The 15224-nt window shown below is 65.0% G+C and carries 14 protein-coding genes and 2 tRNA genes; 9 read left to right on the top strand and 7 right to left on the bottom strand.

Features of this window, described 5'->3' with window-relative positions; translation table 11 throughout:
• Positions 1-85 precede the first annotated feature (85 nt).
• A complete protein-coding gene (locus AC56LR_RS01050) occupies positions 86-1783 on the bottom strand; it encodes a cation:proton antiporter domain-containing protein (RefSeq protein ID WP_497126478.1) in 1698 nt (565 codons plus the stop codon).
• A gap of 100 nt (positions 1784-1883) precedes the next feature.
• Positions 1884-2519, bottom strand: a complete 636-nt coding sequence (locus AC56LR_RS01045) for a TetR/AcrR family transcriptional regulator (protein WP_497126476.1) — start codon at positions 2517-2519, stop codon at positions 1884-1886.
• A 96-nt stretch (positions 2520-2615) separates the two neighbouring features.
• Between AC56LR_RS01045 and AC56LR_RS01040 the strand changes: the two genes are divergently transcribed.
• The 7 genes from AC56LR_RS01040 (at position 2616) to AC56LR_RS01010 (ending at position 9023) form a co-directional block, all read left to right on the top strand.
• Complete coding sequence (locus tag AC56LR_RS01040; protein ID WP_497126474.1) at positions 2616-3797, top strand: lipid-transfer protein; 1182 nt, start codon at positions 2616-2618, stop codon at positions 3795-3797.
• An 11-nt stretch (positions 3798-3808) separates the two neighbouring features.
• On the top strand, positions 3809-4951 hold the full coding sequence (locus AC56LR_RS01035) for an acyl-CoA dehydrogenase family protein (protein ID WP_497126472.1): 1143 nt from the start codon (positions 3809-3811) through the stop codon (positions 4949-4951).
• Between the two features lie 16 nt (positions 4952-4967).
• Positions 4968-6119, top strand: coding sequence for a CaiB/BaiF CoA transferase family protein (locus AC56LR_RS01030; RefSeq protein WP_497126470.1), 1152 nt, complete (start codon positions 4968-4970; stop codon positions 6117-6119).
• 131 nt (positions 6120-6250) lie between these two features.
• A complete protein-coding gene (locus AC56LR_RS01025) occupies positions 6251-7519 on the top strand; it encodes a DUF445 domain-containing protein (protein WP_497126468.1) in 1269 nt (422 codons plus the stop codon).
• 34 nt (positions 7520-7553) lie between these two features.
• Positions 7554-7871, top strand: a complete 318-nt coding sequence (locus AC56LR_RS01020; protein WP_497126466.1) for a putative signal transducing protein — start codon at positions 7554-7556, stop codon at positions 7869-7871.
• Positions 7872-7987: 116 nt separating this feature from the next.
• The gene (locus AC56LR_RS01015; RefSeq protein WP_497126464.1) at positions 7988-8146 is read left to right on the top strand and encodes a hypothetical protein; all 159 of its coding nucleotides are present in this window, start codon (positions 7988-7990) and stop codon (positions 8144-8146) included.
• A gap of 151 nt (positions 8147-8297) precedes the next feature.
• Positions 8298-9023 (top strand): hypothetical protein, encoded by a 726-nt coding sequence (locus AC56LR_RS01010; protein WP_497126462.1) that lies wholly within the window; start codon positions 8298-8300, stop codon positions 9021-9023.
• 54 nt (positions 9024-9077) lie between these two features.
• On the opposite strand, the gene AC56LR_RS01005 is transcribed toward AC56LR_RS01010, so the two are convergent.
• From AC56LR_RS01005 to AC56LR_RS00985, 5 genes are all read right to left on the bottom strand, one after another.
• Positions 9078-9154, bottom strand: a tRNA-Met gene (locus AC56LR_RS01005).
• A 60-nt stretch (positions 9155-9214) separates the two neighbouring features.
• Positions 9215-9291 (bottom strand) — tRNA-Met (locus AC56LR_RS01000).
• A gap of 81 nt (positions 9292-9372) precedes the next feature.
• The gene (gene miaA / locus AC56LR_RS00995) at positions 9373-10329 is read right to left on the bottom strand and encodes a tRNA (adenosine(37)-N6)-dimethylallyltransferase MiaA (RefSeq protein ID WP_497126460.1); all 957 of its coding nucleotides are present in this window, start codon (positions 10327-10329) and stop codon (positions 9373-9375) included.
• A complete protein-coding gene (gene mutL / locus AC56LR_RS00990) occupies positions 10326-12236 on the bottom strand; it encodes a DNA mismatch repair endonuclease MutL (protein WP_497126458.1) in 1911 nt (636 codons plus the stop codon). The genes miaA and mutL overlap by 4 nt, the downstream gene beginning before the upstream one ends.
• A 27-nt stretch (positions 12237-12263) precedes the next feature.
• Positions 12264-13178: a peptidylprolyl isomerase gene (locus AC56LR_RS00985; protein WP_497126456.1), complete on the bottom strand. Its 915-nt coding sequence runs from the start codon at positions 13176-13178 to the stop codon at positions 12264-12266.
• Positions 13179-13341: 163 nt separating this feature from the next.
• Between AC56LR_RS00985 and AC56LR_RS00980 the strand changes: the two genes are divergently transcribed.
• Together AC56LR_RS00980 and AC56LR_RS00975 are read left to right on the top strand one after the other, a co-directional pair.
• Positions 13342-13986: a VTT domain-containing protein gene (locus tag AC56LR_RS00980; protein WP_497126454.1), complete on the top strand. Its 645-nt coding sequence runs from the start codon at positions 13342-13344 to the stop codon at positions 13984-13986.
• Positions 13987-14116: 130 nt separating this feature from the next.
• Positions 14117-15208 (top strand): carbonic anhydrase, encoded by a 1092-nt coding sequence (locus AC56LR_RS00975; RefSeq protein ID WP_497126452.1) that lies wholly within the window; start codon positions 14117-14119, stop codon positions 15206-15208.
• Positions 15209-15224 lie beyond the last annotated feature (16 nt).

Below are 15224 nucleotides of genomic sequence, written 5' to 3'. Positions count from 1 at the left end.
ATAGATGGCGGTTGAATCGGCGCGTGGGATGATCTTGCCGCCTGTTGAACGCGCGGGCGGGAGGACCCGCCCACCCTACAAAATCTCAATGCGCCGTCGCCTTCTCCCTGAGCGTCTCCACCACATGCCGCGTCATGCTCGACGCCAGTTCATCCTCGCCCACGAACACCTTGCCGCCGGTATCCTCGCGCAGCAGTACCGCTTCGCTTTCATTGTGCGTGCGCACCACCGCCTGGATCGACGGGTTGAGCATGCGTGCGATCTCCACCATGCGGCGCACGTGGAAGGTGTCGGGCGTGGCGATCACCAGCAGCGCCGCGTGCGTGATATGCGCCTGGATCAGCACCGCCGGTTCGGCCGCATTGCCCGCCACGGCGGGGATGCCATCGGCGCGCAGGCTCTCGACCAGTTCGCGGTTCTGCTCCGCCACCACGAAATGCACGCCGCGCGCCGTCAGCTCCCTGGCGATGCGGCGCCCCACGCGGCCGTAGCCGACCAGCACCACCTGGCCGCTGAGCTTTTCGTGCGCGGTTTCCATCGGCAGCGTGGCCAGCGGATCGTCGCGGCTTTCCAGCTTGCGCGCCAGTGCGGAGCGATCGCGCATCCAGCGCTGCAGCGGCTCGATGGCCGTGAACAGCAGCGGGTTGACCGCGATCGAAATGATGGCGCCGGCCAGGATCAGGTTCTGGCCCAGTTGCGGCAGCAGGCCGAGCGACATGCCCAGCGCGGCCAGGATGAAGGAGAACTCGCCGATCTGGGCCAGGCTGGCCGAGACGGTGAGGGCTGTGTTGAGCGGGTAGCGCAACATTAGCACCAGCACGAAGGCGGCCAGCGATTTACCGAACAGGATGATGGCGACGGTTGCCAGCACTTCCAGCGGGTACTCCACCAGCACCATCGGATCGAACAGCATGCCGACCGACACGAAGAACAGCACCGAGAACGCGTCGCGCAGCGGCAGCGATTCTTCGGCCGCGCGGTGGCTCAGTTCCGACTCGCGCAGCACCATGCCGGCGAAAAAGGCGCCCAGCGCGAACGACACGCCGAACAGGGCCGAGGAGCCGTAGGCGATACCGACCGCCGCCGCGATCACGGCCAGCGTGAACAGCTCGCGCGAGCCGGTCTTGGCGACCCGCCACAGGAACCACGGGAAGATCTTGCGGCCGATGACCAGCATGAAGGCGACGAAGGCGCCCACCTGCAGCAGGGTCTTGCCCAGCGCCGGCCACAGCTCGGCGCCGGCATCGCCCTTGCCGCCCAGCGGCCCGGCGAGCGCCGGCAGCATCACCAGCACCAGCACCGTCACCAGGTCTTCCACCACCAGCCAGCCCACCGCGATGCGCCCGTTCATGGAATCGAGCACGCCGCGCGCCTCGAGTGCGCGCAGCAGCACCACCGTGCTGGCCACCGACAGCGCCAGCCCGAACACCAGGCCCGCACCCAGGCTCCAGCCCAGCAGGTGCGCCATGCCCATGCCCATCGCGGTCGCCACCCCGATCTGCAGCAGCGCGCCGGGCAGGGCGATGCCCTTCACTTCGAGCAGGTCGCGCATCGAGAAGTGCAGGCCGACGCCGAACATCAGCAGCATCACCCCGATTTCGGCCAGTTGCGAGGCCAGCGCCACATCGGCAACAAAACCCGGCGTGGCCGGGCCAATCAGGACGCCGGCGGCGAGGTAGCCGACCAGGGCCGGGAGTTTCAGGCGAATGGCGAGCATCCCGAACAAGAGGCCGAAGCCCAGTGCGGCAGCGATGGTGGTGATCAGGCTGAGTTCATGGTGCATCCGTGCGGCCTCCGTGACAGGTTGTTAACCCCAAGAGTATAAGCGACGGATGGGCTCAAGCCCCGAATTAAATGCGGCGGATTTGCCGATTACAGCCAGTTCACGGCACGGTCGCGAGCGTTAGCAGCACTTTGCGCACCGATGCGCGCACGGCCTCGAACTGCGCCGGGCGCGCCTGGCGGTCGAGGCGGAACAGCATCAGGCCCTCGACCTGGGCCACCATCAGCACCGCCCGCGCCATGTAGTCCTCGTCGCCGATGGCCGGGTTCAAGCCTCGGATCAGGCCATAGATCGCCTTGCGCTCGCGCCCCATCATCTTGCCCATCAAATCGGACGCAAACGGATGGCGCGAGGCCAGCGCCCAGATCTCGAAGAAGATCGCATGCGTCACCGGGTCGGTGATCTCCTCCAAAAACATGTCGACGGTGCTGAGGAAGCGCTCCACCTGCGGCCGGCCCGCCATCGCCACCGCGATGCGGTCCATCTTGGCCTGGAAGTCGTCCATCGTGTACAGCAGCAGCGCCTCGAGCAGCTGTTCCTTGCTGCCGTAGTAGTGCTGGACGTTGGACAAGCTCATGCTTGACACAGCAGCGACGCGTCGCATCGACAGCCCGGCATAGCCTTCCTGCGCCAGCAGGCCGCGCGCCGCCAGCAGGATGTCGTGCGCGCGTCCGAGCCCCTTTTCGGTGGTGAGGGACGATTTATTGCGCAGGGCGGTGTCGGGAATGAGCGTCATGGCGAGATTATCGCAGAGGCATACATGAAATAGGTCGGCTGACCTATAATTAGCCGATAACGAGTGGCGCGACTTCACCGAATCCAGGAGACAGGCATGAACAAAGTATATGTAAGCGGCGTCGGGATGATCCCCTTCGCCAAGCCGGGCGCCAGCGCCCCCTACCACGAGATGGGCGCGCAGGCGGCCAGGGCCGCGCTGCAGGATGCCGGGTTGTCCTACGACCTGGTCGAACAGGCCTATGCCGGCTACGTGTACGGCGACTCCACCAGCGGGCAAAAAGCGCTGTACGCGGTGGGCATGACCGGCATCCCGATCGTCAACGTCAACAACAACTGCTCCACCGGTTCGACCGCGCTGTTCCTGGGCCGCCAGGCGATTGCCAGCGGCGCCGCCGAATGCGTGCTGGTGCTGGGCTTCGAGCAGATGAGCCCCGGCGCCCTCGGTTCCATCTTCACCGACCGTCCGACCCCCTTCGACGATTTCGATGCCGTCACCGACCGCCTGGTCGGCAAGCCCGAGATCCCGCTGGCGCTGCGTTATTTCGGCGGCGCGGGCCTGGCCCACATGAACAAGTACGGCACGCCGCTGGCGGCCTTTGCCCGCATCCGCGCCAAGGCCAGCCGCCACGCCGTGAACAACCCGCTGGCGCTGTTCCGCAAGGAAGTCACCATGCAGGACGTACTGGACGCCCCGGAAATCTGGCCGGGCGTGATGACGCGCCTGATGGCCTGCCCGCCAACCTGCGGCGCGGCCGCCGCGCTGCTGGTGTCGGAAGATTTCGCCAGGCGCCACGGCCTGCGCGCGGACGTCCATATCGCCGCCCAGGCGATGACGACCGACCGCCCCGATACCTTTGATAGTAACGACATGATGCGCCTGGTCGGCTACGACATGAGCCGCGCCGCCGCGCAGAAAGTCTACGAGCAGGCCGGCATCGGCCCGGAAGACCTCGACGTGGTCGAGCTGCACGACTGCTTCGCGCACAACGAACTGATTACCTATGAAGCACTTGGCCTGTGCCCGGAAGGCGGCGCCGACAAGTTCATCCTCGATGGCGACAACACCTATGGCGGGCGGGTGGTCACCAACCCGTCCGGCGGCCTGCTGTCGAAAGGCCACCCGCTGGGCGCCACCGGCCTGGCCCAGTGCTATGAGCTGACCCACCAGCTGCGCGGCAGTGCCGAGGCGCGCCAGGTACAGGGCGCGCGCGTCGCGCTGCAGCACAACCTGGGCCTGGGCGGCGCCTGCGTCGTCACCATCTACCGTAACGATTGAAGGGGCAGGCAATGGACATGACATCCCCGTGGATGAACGAGGAATTGCAGGCCTTCCGTGATGCGGTGCGCCGCTTCGTGGCCGGCGAAATCACCCCGCACCAGGAAGCCTGGCGCAAGCAGCAGCACGTCGACCGCGAGCTGTGGACGAAGGCGGGCGAGATGGGCCTGCTGCTGGCCGACATCCCGGAAGAATACGGCGGCGCCGGCGGCAGCTTCGCCCATATGGCGGTGGTGTTCGAAGAGCTGTCTTACGGCGGCGACACCTCCTTCGGCATCCACGTGCACGCCATCGTCGCGCACTACCTGCTGAACCAGGGCACCGAAGAGCAAAAGGCAACATACCTGCCGCGCCTGGCCAGCGGCGAGATGATCGCGGCCATCGCCATGAGCGAACCGGGCGCCGGCTCCGACCTGAAGGGCATCCGCACCACGGCCGTGCGCGGACAAGACGGCTACCGCGTGAGCGGGTCCAAGACCTTCATCTCGAACGGCTTCATGGCCGACCTGATCCTGGTGGTAGCCAAGACCGACCCGGCGGCAGGCTCGAAAGGCGTGTCGCTGCTGCTGCTGGAAGCGAAGGACAACCCGGGCTTCCGTGTCGGCCGCATCCTGGAAAAGGTCGGGCAAAAAGGGCAGGACACCTGCGAGCTGTTCTTCGACGACGCCCACGTGCCGCTGGCGAACGTGCTGGGCGGCGAAGAAGGCAAGGGCTTCGCCCAGCTGATGACCGAGCTGCCCTACGAGCGCACCATCCTGGGCGTGTGCGGCGTGGCGGCCATCGAGCGCGCGCTGCAGCTGACCATCGAGCACACGCGCGAGCGCAAGGCTTTCGGCCAGGCCCTGATCGACATGCAGAACACCCGTTTCGTGCTGGCCGAGATCAAGACCGAGGCGACCATCGCCCGCATCTTCATCGACCGCTGCATCGAAGACATGCTTGCGGGGCGCATGGACACCGTGCGCGCCTCGATGGCCAAGTACTGGATCTCGGACCTGCAATGCAAGGTCGTGGACCAGTGCGTGCAGCTGTTCGGCGGCTACGGCTACATGCTGGAATACCCGATCGCCCAGATGTATGTCGACGCGCGCGTGCAGCGCATCTATGGGGGCGCCAATGAGATCATGAAAGAGATCATCGCCCGTTCGCTATGACGGCAAGGAGATCGGAATGACAGGACCATTGGCAGGCGTGCGGGTCGTCGAGATGGTGGGCATCGGCCCGTGTCCCTTCGCCGCGATGATGTTGGCGGACATGGGCGCGGAGGTGATCCGCATCGACCGCAAGGCCAAGGCAGGCGAGGAGAGCCCCTATCCGGTGCTCGGCACGCGCCACGACGTGATGGCGCGCGGGCGCCGCTCGCTGGCGGTCGACCTCAAGAAGGCGGCCGGCCGCGTCACCGTGTTGCAGCTCGTTTCGCAGGCCGACGTGCTGCTGGAAGGCTTCCGTCCCGGCGTCATGGAACGCCTCGGCCTGGGGCCGGAGGCCTGCCTGGAGCGCAATCCGAAGCTGGTGTACGGCCGCGTGACGGGCTGGGGCCAGACCGGACCGCTGGCGCAGGCGGCCGGGCATGACCTGAACTACGTCGCGTTGTCGGGCATGCTGCATGCGATGGGCAGGCTTGGTGCACCGCCCGCACCCCCGCTCAATCTTGTCGGCGACTTCGGCGGCGGCGCCATGATGCTCGCCTTCGGCGTCGTCTGCGCCGTGCTGGAAGCGCGCAGCTCGGGCAAGGGGCAGGTGGTGGACGCCGCCATGACCGACGGCGCGGCCCTGCTGGGCGCCATGATGTACGGCCTGCGCGGTGCAGGCAGCTGGAGCGACGCGCGCGAAGCGAACCTGCTCGATGGCGGCGCGCCCTTCTACGATACCTACGCCTGCCTCGATGGCAAGTTCATCTCGATCGGGGCGCTCGAGCCGCAGTTCTACGCCCAGCTCCTGACGTTACTCAAGGCGGACGACCCGCTGTTCATCAAGCGCTGGAACAAGGCCCACTGGCCCGATTTGAAGGCGAAGTTCGGCGCGCTGTTCGTCACCCGTACGCGCGACGAATGGTGCCGGCTGCTGGAAGGCACCGACGTCTGCTTCGCCCCGGTGCTCGACATGGCCGAGGCGCCGAAACACCCGCACAACGCCGCGCGCCGCACCTTCGTCGACATCGACGGCGTCAGCCAGCCGGCGCCCGCACCGCGCTTTTCCCGCACCGCGCCAGGCACGCCCGTGCCGCCATCGAGCCCGGGGCAGGACAGCGACGCGATCCTGGCCGATTGGGGGTTGTCGGCAGAGTCAATCGAAGCGCTGAGGGCTGGCGAAGTCATATAGCATTGTAGGGTGGGCGGCTCCGCCGCCCGCGCGGTGATTGTTCGCAGCGCGATCATCCGGCATGAGAGCGGAGCCCCTACCTATCACCGCGCGGGCGGGAAACCCGCCCACCCTACGAAACCCAGGGAGCCATGACCAAAGCAGCCGAACTACGGCAATCCAAACAGCTCGCGCTCGCGTTCTTCGCCGGCGCGGCCCTGCTGTTTGTATTGACCCTGTTCCTGCCGCAGAACTGGTGGACCGGCCTGCTGCGCGCCTTTTCCGAAGCCGCCATGGTCGGCGCGCTGGCCGACTGGTTCGCCGTCGTCGCGCTGTTCAAGCGGGTGCCGATCCCGATCGTCTCGCGCCACACCGAAATCATCCCGAAGAACAAGGAACGCATCGCCGACAATCTGGCGCTGTTCGTGCGCGAGAAATTCCTGGACACCGAGTCGATCATCGCCCTGATCCGGCGCCACGACCCGGTGCAGAAGGTGGCCGAATGGCTGGTCAAGCCGGCCAACACCGAGCTGCTGGGGCAGCAACTGGTGCGGGTGGGCTCCTTCATGCTCGACTTCATCGAAGACAGCGCGGTGCAGGGCTTCATCCGCCGCGCCGTGCATGGGATGGTGAACAGCGTCGACCTGTCGAAGTCCGCCGGCACCATCCTGGAAAGCCTGACGCGCGACGGGCGCCACCAGGAACTGCTCAACGAAGGCATCAGCCAGCTCGCCCACCTGCTCGACAACGTGGACACGCAAGCCACGATCTCGCAGGGCATCGTCGACTGGTTGAAAGAAGACTATGCTTTCATCGAGCGCATGCTGCCCTCGGAACTCATCGGCCGCAAGGGCGCCGACCTGGCCGTGCGCCTCGCCTCCGGCATCCTGAACAAAGTGGCGGCCGACCCGCATCACCCGCTGCGCCAGCGCTTCGACGTCTTCACCCAGGAATTCATCGAGCGCCTGAAAGACGACCCGTCGTTTGCCGGAAGGGCCGAAGAGATCAAGGCGTATTTGCTGGGCGACGAGACCCTGAACGGCTACCTCGCCTCGCTGTGGGAAGAACTCAAGGGCTGGCTGAAGAACGACCTGCACAGCGAGGATTCCAGCCTGCGCAAGCGCGTGATCGCCACCGGGGCCTGGGTCGGCAAGGTGCTGGCCGAGGACCCGCAGCTGCGCCGCTCGCTGCAGGACAACCTGGAAGCCGCCGCGCGCGGCATGGCGCCGGAACTCGCCGGCTACCTGACGCGCCACATCGCCGACACCGTCAAGCAGTGGGACGATCGCGAGATGTCGGAGCAGATCGAACTCAATATCGGCAAGGACCTGCAGTACATCCGCATCAACGGGACGATCGTCGGCGGCCTGATTGGCGTCACGCTCTACCTGCTGTCGCAGGTGCCGCTGCTGTTGCAGTGAACGCACATCTCGTGTCATCACCCAGGAGACGCAAATGGAAGAATTCGCACTGAATGCCTGGCTCGCGGCCAATCCGGAGGCCGAGCAGATCCCGGGCCGCGATTTGTTCGTCGTCGCCAAATACCTGATTCCGATGCAGGCCACGCTGGCCCAGGGCTGCCTGGTGGCTTCCGGCATTCCCGCGGTGCTGGCCGACGCGCACCTGATGCAGACCGACCTGCTGCTCGCCCCTGCGCTGGGCGGCGTGCGCATCCTGGTGCCGTCGGAATACCTGCAGCAGGCCGGGGAGGTACTCGAAGGGCTGGCGCGCGGTGACTATGCGTTGGACGAAGATTCGCCGGTCGACGGCTGAGTAGATCGCGGTTTTGCGTGAAGTGGCTAACGTAACAACTTTTCAGGCAAGCGTAGGCTCCCGATCATGCGCCGGCGCCGTGCCGGCAATGTTCAACCGTCGGAAGGAGAACGATCATGCCTCAGGGTGATAAGTCGTCCTATACGGACAAGCAGAAACGCCAGGCCGAGCACATCGAGAAGGGCTACGAGAAGAAGGGCGTCTCAAAAGAGGAAGCCAAGCGGCGCGCTTGGGCGACCGAAAACAAGATTTCAGGTGGCGGCAAGAAGCACTAAGGTTTAAGCAAAAAAGGAAAACGGCCCGGTTCGCGAGAACCGGGCCGTTGTCATTTACGTAGGCACCTTGCATAGAATGGCCGGGATCTTTGCCGCGATCTCTAATAATCAGTAAAGTATCGTGCACCAATATCGACATGATGGAGCCAAAATGGATTACACGCGGTCATTGACTACTGTCGATACGACAGCCCCCCTGATTTATATGTGGGAAATCAGTGATGGATCTGATCAGGTGGTGGGTCGTTATATTGGAAAAGCAAACGGTGGGGAAAAACGCCCAACCCAGCATTACTCCCGGAATGTTGAAAAGCTGCGCCGCGGACAGCCCTACAAGAACGGGAAGAATTACCGTCGGGTCCACTACGCCTTGGCTGATGCAGTAGAGGCCGGCCACAGGATTTCGCTAAGCTATCTTTGTAACGTGCCCGACGGTCAGAATATTTTTGAAGTTGAAATGCGCTATATCCTTGAGTATGGGTGCAACGCCGATGATGGGATTGGGCTGAACGGTTCATGGAAAGGCCCTCGCCGCGAAGTAGCCCCCATTCTCGCAGCCCCAGTTGCCGTGTCTGAAATCGACAAGGACGAAAAGCAGGCAATGCCCGACCTCGAAGACTTCCTTGAACATGTCCAAGACAGGTATGCACGAGTCTTCGATGAGATCAAATCGCGCCCTAAGCGGTACTCGCTATGGAAAGGGAAGGTCAGGATCTTGCGGGCTTCCCAGGCCGGTCCGGAGGGAAAAGTACGCATCAAGCTTGCGCAGAGTTCGACGAAAGAACAAGTGATCGAATTCCCGTGGGATGGAAGTGAAGGTCAGCTCGACACGTGGATCGATGGAGAACTTGCAGTGTTCGGGCAGCGTAACAAGTAGGGAACGGCAAAAAGAAAACGGCCCGGTTCGCGAGAACCGGGCCGTATCTTTGTCTGGTGGTGATAGGTGGACTTGAACCACCGACCCCAGCATTATGAGTGCTGTGCTCTAACCAACTGAGCTATATCACCGAAAGGGGTAAAACAAAATGGCTTGACCCTCAGCGAGCCAAGCCATCTGTGCGGAATTCTTGGTGGTGATAGGTGGACTTGAACCACCGACCCCAGCATTATGAGTGCTGTGCTCTAACCAACTGAGCTATATCACCGCAACGGCAGGCATTATCCAAGCTGGGGCGCGGCCTGTCAAGGCTGGACGCCGCATCGCAACAAAAATTCTCGGAGCGATGTCATTTTTCCAAGCTATGAAGCTGCTCCAGCATGGCCTGCGTTGGATCACTACCGAGGCAGTCTAACACGATCCGGTCCGGCATCGCGCGCAGCCAGGTGAGCTGGCGCTTGGCCAGCTGGCGCGTCGCGATGATGCCCAGCTCGCGCAGCCCGGCGCGGTCGATCGTGCCATCGAGGTAGTCCCAGGCCTGGCGGTAGCCGACGCAGCGCATCGAGGGGAGTTGCGGCGTCAGGTCGCCCCGTGCACGCAGGCGCGCCACTTCCGCCACCAGTCCTTCGTCGTCGCGCGTGCCCAGCATCTGGTCGAAGCGCAGCGCAATCCGCTGGTGCAGCACCGCGCGGTCCGATGGCTCCAAAGCGAACGACACCAGCTCGAAAGGCAGCTCGGGCTTCGCGCGCTTGCCCAGCAGTTCGGACATCGGCTTGCCGGTCAGCTCGATGATCTCGAGCGCGCGGTTGATGCGCTGGGCGTCGTTCGGGGCCAGCCGGTCGGCGGTGACCGGATCGAGCGCGCGCAGCTTCGCGTGCATGCCGGGCCAGCCGATCGTGGAAGCTTCGAGCTCGATGGCGGCGCGCACCGCCGCATCGGCCGTCGGCAGGTCGTCCAGGCTGTCGGTGAGGCCTTTAAAGTACATCATGGTGCCGCCCACCAGCAGGGGCAGGGCGCCGCGCGCGCTGATCTCGCTGACCAAGCGGAGGGTATCGGTCCTGAACTGCATGACCGAATACGCGTCGAGCGGGTCGATGATGTCGATCAGGTGGTGCGGGACGCTCGCCAGTTCCTCAGGCGAGGGCTTGGCGGTGCCGATGTCCATCTCGCGGTAGACCAGGGCCGAATCCACCGAAATGATTTCCACGGGGCGTGTCTGCGCGATCGCCAGCGCGGCCGCGGTCTTGCCCGACGCGGTCGGGCCCATGATGGCCACCGCCATTGGTTTGACAGGCGCCACCATCATTGACCGCGCAGGAACAGCTTGTCGAGCGCGTTGATCTCGAGCTGGACCCAGGTCGGGCGGCCGTGGTTGCACTGGTCGGAGCGTTCGGTGATTTCCATCTGGCGCAGCAGGGCGTTCATTTCCTGGTTAGAGAGCACGCGGTTGGCGCGCACCGCGGTGTGGCAGGCGAGGGTGCCGAGCAGCTCGTTGCGGCGCTCGATCAGCACGCGTGAGCCGCCGTATTCGCGCACGTCGCGCAGCACGTCGCGCGCCAGCGTCTGGGCGTCGGCATTGCGCAGGATGGTCGGCACGGTGCGCACCGCCAGCGTGGTCGGCGACAGCGCGGCGATATCGAAGCCGAGCGTCTTGAGCGTCTCCGCATGGTCTTGCGCGGTCGCCACCTCGACCGCGTCGGCGTAGAAGGTCACCGGGATCAGCATCTGCTGCACCTGCAGCTCTTCACCCTCGGCGCGCGCGTCGAGTGCGTTCTTGATCTGCTCGTACAGGATGCGCTCGTGCGCCGCATGCATGTCCACCAGCACCAGGCCCTTGGTGTTCTGGGCCAGGATGTAGATGCCGTGCAGCTGGGCCAGCGCGAAGCCGAGCGGGAAGTCCTCGTTCGTGAGCGGACGCTCCGAGCCCGAGAAGGGCACGGCCATTGGCGCGGCAGCCCTGGTGGACTCGCCTGCGAACAGCGCGCCGTAAGCCTCGGTGCTTTGCGCCACGCCGCCGTTCGCCCCCTGGGGCCGTGCTTCGTCCCAGCGGCTGCCGGGTAGATAAGGCGAGGGCGAGAAGGTCGAGGTCAGCTGGGAGCCGAAGGAGGTCTGCTCGTGCGGACGCGGCGCCCAGGCCGGCGTGCCGGTCGGCCGCATCGAGCCGAATTCGGCCGCGGACACCGGCGCCGGCGCGCTGCCGTGCGCGGTGGCGGAGGTTTGCGCCAGCGTGCGCTGCACCGCGTGGAACACGAACTGGTGCACCGCGCGGCCGTCGCGGAAGCGCACTTCGATTTTGGAAGGGTGCACGTTCACGTCGACCAGCGCCGGATCGAGGTCGAGCGACAGCACGTAGGACGGAAAGCGGTCGCCGTGCAGCACGTCCAGGTAGGCCGCGCGCACCGCGTGCACCAGCAGCTTGTCGCGCACGAAACGCCCGTTCACGTAGAAGAACTGGCCATCGGCGCGCGCTTTCGAGGCGGTCGGCAGGCCCACATAGCCGTACAGGCGCAGGGGGCCGGCGCCTTCGCTCAGTTCCAGCCGCGCTTCGGCGAAGTCGTTGCCGAGGATCTGGGCGCTGCGCTTGGCCGCTTCGCTCACGTTCCAGTGGTCGATGGTGCGGCCGTTGTGGGTCAGGCTGAACGAGACGTCCGGGCGTGACAGGGCGATGCGGCGCACGACTTCGGCGCAGTGGCCGTATTCGGTCTGCTCGGATTTCAGGAACTTGCGGCGTGCGGGCGTATTGAAATACAGGTCCTGCACGTCGATGGTGGTGCCGAAGGCGCCCGACGATGGGGCCACCGTACCCTCGTGCGAGCCGACGATCTCGAAGGCGTGGGCGGCGTCGGGCGTGCGCGAGGTGATGCGCACCGCGGCGACCGAGGCAATCGAGGCCAGCGCCTCGCCGCGGAAACCCAGGGTGCCGACGTTTTCCAGGTCGGACAGCGACGAGATTTTGGAGGTGGCGTGGCGCGCCAGCGCCAGCGGCAGCTGTTCCGGCGGGATGCCGCGGCCGTTGTCGGTGATGGCGATGCGCTTGACGCCGCCTTCTTCGAGGCGCACGGTGATTTGCGTGGAGCCGGCATCCAACGCGTTCTCGAGCAGCTCCTTGACCACCGCAGAGGGCCGCTCGACGACCTCGCCGGCGGCTATCTGGGAGATGAGCTGGTCGGGCAGCTGCTGGATCGGGCGGGTGGTGGGGACGGGCGCGTTCATGCCCGGATTATATCCCGCCCCACGTGCTTATTTCTGCTCGCGCACCGGGATCGGCGCACTGCACAGGTCGATCTTGCCGGCCGCGACTTTGGTCCACGGGCCGCCGCGGTTGCGCTGGGCGTCGACCGCCGCCTGGTAGGTGGCGCTCTCGGTGCGCATCACTTCAAACTTGCTGCGCTCGGCTTCAGGAACGTCGGCCGCGATACGCACCGCCTTGATCGGCATGCGCTGTTCGGGTTTCTCGTAGAAACCCGAGGCGCCGGTGCCGCGCGGCTGCACCGACAGCAGCGGCATGCCGGAGACGACGCGCCCCACCACGGTGATGTTGCGGTCGAGCTGGCGCGGCGCGTGGCCGGTGACGACGTAGAGCTGCGAACCGTTGCCGGTATCGGCATCGTTGTCGCGCGCCACGCCGACCATGGCCGGGCAATGGACCATCCAGGTCTGGCCCGTAGCCGGGTCGCGCGCGGCCGGGAAGCCGTTTACGTGGCCGACCTGGGGCGCGTAGACGTCGCCGTCCTTCAGGCGGGTGAAGCTGCCGGCGCGCTTGATCGGCGCGGTGAACTCGGCTTTCACCGTCTTCGGAGCCTTGAACGGCTTCGGGTTGTCTTCGTCGGGGTCGCCCCACTGCACCACGAAGCCATCCTGCGAGCGGATGATGAACAGGCCGTCGAAGTAGTTTTCGCGCACCAGCGCGCGGATGTTGGCGGCGGTGGCCGGCGCAAAATTCGGCGCCAGCTCGAGGATCACGCGGCCGGTCGGCAGCTCCATGTAGAGCGTGTTTTCCGGGTCGAGCGCACGCCAGTCGGCCGGCCTGGAGGCCTTGACGACGTCGGCCAGCGAGGGTTTGGGCGGTAGTTCCCTGGCGGGAGCGGCGTGGACGCCGCCGGACGCCAGCAGCGCCAGCGTGGCCAGGCGCAGGACAGTGATGGAAGGGCGCATCGGGTCTCCATTGCATTGTTGTTTTAAGTGCGACGATTGTAATCGGGAATGTGGCCTGAACGGAAAGGCATGGGCCGCGAAAATATCCTGCGGCGAGCTGCGCCCGCCGGGCTGCCGGGGAGCGGAGTGATGGTATGATTCGCCGCTACCTTTTAGGAAAATTATGGATCTGATGCAATTCTTCGACATGATTCTTCATGTCGATAAGACGCTGGGCACGCTGCTGGCCCAGTACGGAACCTACGTCTACATCGTGCTGTTCCTGATCGTGTTTTGCGAAACCGGCCTGGTGCTCCTGTTTTTCTTCCCCGGCGACACCTTGCTGTTCATTGCCGGCGCCTTCTGCGCCACCGGCCAGATGAGCTATCCGCTCCTGATGGCGCTGCTCATCATTGCAGCAATCACGGGCAATACCCTGAACTATTACATCGGGCAAGCCATCGGCCACCGGGTGTTCACGCATAACTACCGCTGGATCAACAAGGATGCCTTGCAGAAGACCCACGACTTCTTCGAAAAGCATGGCGGCAAGACCATCATCCTGGCGCGCTTCGTGCCGGTGGTGCGCACCTTTGCGCCCTTCGTGGCCGGCGTGTCGGAAATGACCCATGCACGCTTCCAGATGTACAACGTGACCGGTGCGGTGCTGTGGGTGGCCAGCCTGGTGACGGCCGGTTTCTTCTTCGGCAATATCCCGATCGTGCGCGACCACCTGACCGAAATCGTGCTGGTCGGCGTGTCGGCAGCGATCGTGCCCCTGGCCATTGGCGGCCTGTACAAATTCGGCCGGCGCGTAATGAGCCGCTGATTGATCCATTGGCAAGCCCCGTTGTCATCCTGCCAGCGCCCCGATATTTCGGGGCGTTGTTGCTTTTGCGCACTCAAGTTTCACGCTCCAATTGCCGATAAGCATTAGGACAGCACACTCCTGGAATCCCATGCGCCACCTTATCGCCCTGTTCGCTTGCAGCCTTGTCATGGCCACGGCAAGCGCGAGCGACCCCGCTCCAACACCGCCGAAACCTGACGCCAGGTCGGCGACCGTCAAGGCCATCCTCGAAGGCAAGCCGGCGGCAGGCAAGCCGTCGATCAAGCCCGACATCAAGGCCCTGGCCGCGGCCGCCGATGCCGCCACGGTCGCCGCCGCCAAGCCGGCTGCCGCACCTGCGCCCGCCGCTGCCGGCGAAGACCAGGCCGAAGTCGACCTGTCGGTGCGTATCGCCGAGCGCCTGGCCGAACTGCGCGCCCAGCAGCAGGCGCGCGCCGCCAAGGCAGCGGTTGCCAAGCGCGCGGCGGACGCCCGGCGTCGCAAGGAAGCGGAAGCCGCGATCGCGGTCGCCGCCAAGCCGAAGAACGGCACGCACTGGAGCTATGAAGGCGAATACGGGCCGGCCAACTGGTCGAACATCAATACGGCCTGGGCCAAGTGCGGCACCGGCAACCGCCAGTCGCCGATCGACCTGCGCGACGGCATGAAGGTCGACCTGGAGCAGATCGCCTTCGACTACCATCCGAGTTCGTTTTCCGAAATCGACAACGGCCACACCATCCAGGTGACGGTCGGCGGCGGCAACTTCCTCACGGTCGGCAACCAGGCTTATGAGCTGCAGCAGTTCCACTTCCACCGCCCGTCGGAAGAGCGCATCAACGGCAAGGGCACCGAGATGGTGATCCACCTCGTGCACCGCAGCGTCGAAGGCAAGCTGCTGGTGCTGGCCGTGCTGCTCGAACGCGGCAAGGCGAACTCGCTGATCCAGACCGTGTGGAACAACCTGCCGCTGGAGAAGAAGCAGTCGGTGTCGCCTTCGATCGTGCTCGACGTGAACGAGGCGCTGCCGGAAAAGCGCGAATACTTTACCTACATGGGTTCGCTGACCGAGCCGCCGTGTACCGAAGACGTGCTGTGGATCGTCATGAAGCAGCCGATGCAGGCGTCGCCCGCGCAGATGGCGCTGTTCTCGCGGCTGTATCCGCTCAATGCACGGCCGGTGCAGCAGAGTAATGGGCGGATGATCAAGGAATCGAATTAAGGCAAAGAAAAAGCCC

Source organism: Telluria sp. ZT3P39, assembly GCF_059685935.1.
Note: the sequence above shows the minus strand (reverse complement) of the source record. Positions and strands in the feature narration are given on the sequence as shown.